The organism is Grimontia celer (assembly GCF_900055185.1).
GTDB lineage: Bacteria > Pseudomonadota > Gammaproteobacteria > Enterobacterales > Vibrionaceae > Enterovibrio > Enterovibrio celer.
This window is the reverse complement of sequence record NZ_FIZX01000048.1, coordinates 1-570: the sequence shown is the minus strand read 5'-3', so window position 1 is coordinate 570 and position 570 is coordinate 1. Positions and strand designations below refer to the sequence as shown.

2 protein-coding genes are annotated in these 570 nt (G+C 28.8%); both read left to right on the top strand.

The genetic code is table 11. From position 1 onward, the window contains the following. Window positions 1–288 (top strand): Na-translocating system protein MpsB (locus GCE9029_RS26425; RefSeq protein WP_157487859.1); only part of this gene is annotated, 288 nt, incomplete at its 5' end. Between the two features lie 61 nt (window positions 289–349). Next, window positions 350–570 (top strand): hypothetical protein (locus GCE9029_RS26420; RefSeq protein ID WP_197475431.1); only part of this gene is annotated, 221 nt, incomplete at its 3' end.

Below are 570 nucleotides of genomic sequence, written 5' to 3'. Positions count from 1 at the left end.
TATCAAATGATTGATGTTCATGACCCAGTACGCATTTTGACAATTGTAGAACAAAAACCAGAAATAGTACTCAAAGTACTCAAAGAAAATCCTGATACTTTTGGATGGTACGATAAAGGTTGGATGAAATTAGCGGTTTACAATCCTTTTAATAAGGAGCTTTATATTTTGGTAAATGGCAGTTTTCAAATATACCATCCAATTCAAAAGGTGGTTCCTAAAATTGAGAATTTCGAGCGATTTATTGAAAGTTCTTCTAATAATTTACCTATTCATCAATTTAATTAAGCAGCGCACAATTGAACAATTATTACCTTTATTTCTATTAATTCCGTTCTTAGGATTTGTAGTGAGTCTTATCATCCCTAGTAAAAATGAAAAAGGCATTTTTTTATCAATGGCTATTCCTGCAGGGCTTCAAGTATTTTTTGGAATTGGCTTTATTTTTTATTGGTTATTTTTTAATCAAAATACGTTAAATATTAAAGAAATAACACTTTATAGTACAGGTGATTATAGCTTTTTTATTGATTTGTTATTCGATAAAGTTACCGCAACTTATTTAATGAT